The 1,476-nt window shown below is 56.0% G+C and carries 2 protein-coding genes; one reads left to right on the plus strand and one right to left on the minus strand.

Annotation, left to right across the window (positions count from 1 at the left end; all coding sequences use genetic code 11):
• Nucleotides 1–185: TetR/AcrR family transcriptional regulator (locus tag ACYP2A_RS26560; protein WP_459748915.1), on the minus strand; the 185-nt coding region annotated here is incomplete at its 3' end.
• 139 nt (nt 186–324) lie between these two features.
• On the opposite strand from ACYP2A_RS26560, the gene ACYP2A_RS26565 reads away from it, so the two are divergent.
• A complete protein-coding gene (locus ACYP2A_RS26565; RefSeq protein WP_459748914.1) occupies nt 325–1,425 on the plus strand; it encodes an RHS repeat-associated core domain-containing protein in 1,101 nt (366 codons plus the stop codon).
• Nucleotides 1,426–1,476: the final 51 nt, after the last annotated feature.

The raw sequence follows: 1,476 nt of genomic DNA on the forward strand, positions 1-1,476 counted from the left end.
GCTTCGAGCAACGCCGGAACATTGGCGAAGAAGTGATAGACCGACGAAGGCGGAATGTCCGCGCGCTCGGCGACGCTGTAGATCGACAAGCTGTCCACGCCCTCGGTGACCAGCATGGCGCGGGTGGCACGGGGTTTGCGGGTTTGACGGGGCGGTTCATGGGGGGCAGCTCTTGAGTCGGGCAGGTCACCATCGTACAGGGCTGCCTGATCAGGTGCTTTTGGCCTTTAACGTTTGTCGCACTGACATTTCTGCCAGTTGCCTGCGCGACCGGGTAAAACGACACTGAGGGTTCGCACCTACCGACCGGCGAGAGGCTCGATCATGTCCGATCATCTGTCACTGCTTTGCAGATACCACTACGACCCACTGGACCGCTTGGCCGCGCACGTGGCTGCAGGCGAGACCGATACCCGGCTGTTCTATCAAAAAAACCGTCTGGCGACGCAAACACAAGGCGCGCGGTACCGCTCGGTGATGCAAGTCGACGATCAATTGCTGGCGCAGCAGCAGTGCTCTGGCAAGACCGTTGCAGTCACCTTGCTGGCCACCGACCAGCAGCGTTCGGTTTTGCAATCGATAGGTGACGGACAGCGCGAGGCATCTGCTTATACCGCCTACGGCCATTTACCGATGAGCAGCGGTTTGAGCAGCTTGCTCGGCTTCGACGGCGAACGGCGCGATCCGGTGACCGGGCATTATCTGTTGGGCAATGGTTATCGAGCGTTCAATCCGGTGTTGATGCGGTTCAATAGCCCGGATGAGCTGAGTCCGTTTGGTCGGGGCGGGTTGAATGCGTATGCGTACTGTCAGGGAGATCCGGTTAATTTCAGGGATTCGACGGGGGGGATACCATCGCCTGTAAGGCTGGCGGCAGCGCAGGTCGATGACCTGATGGCTGAGGCCTTGGGCGTCGGCGTTCGATTATCACCGGTTGATACTGAGTCGCCTGGATACCTCACCCTGTATCAGCAATTGCAAGAGGAATTCACTAGATTTGAAATTAATCAATCTCTCTCTCCAGCGGTTCGAACTATCACGCCTCCCGCATCGCCGCGTAGTGTAAACGCCGGCAGTACAAATGTTGGGGGTGCTGTTCAACCAAGACAAAGAGGATGGAGCGAGTGGGAGAAGACGAAACAGAGAACTAGAAACTACAGAAACAGAGGTACAGTCAATGAGGCTTTACCTGGGCGCGGAGTAAGTGCGGCTAGTAAGCTTCGCGGCCTCAGGCAGCATGTCAAAGATCTTAAGGCGGTAAAGAATTTCCATCGGAAACACTATGTTTTTTCAGGGGATAGTGAGGGTTACAGTTTTAAGGAGTATCACCGGCATCGGGATGAACTTATAAACGCCAAGTCTGTGCTTGGGCGCTATGAGCGTCTGTATGAAATGACATATGGCCCTGTACGTAGTCCCCCATAGAGCAAGTAAGGCGCGGATCGCACTGTCGTGGTTGCAGCCATCCTGGCTTTC

The sequence above is a fragment of the Pseudomonas sp. 3A(2025) genome, assembly GCF_054589175.1.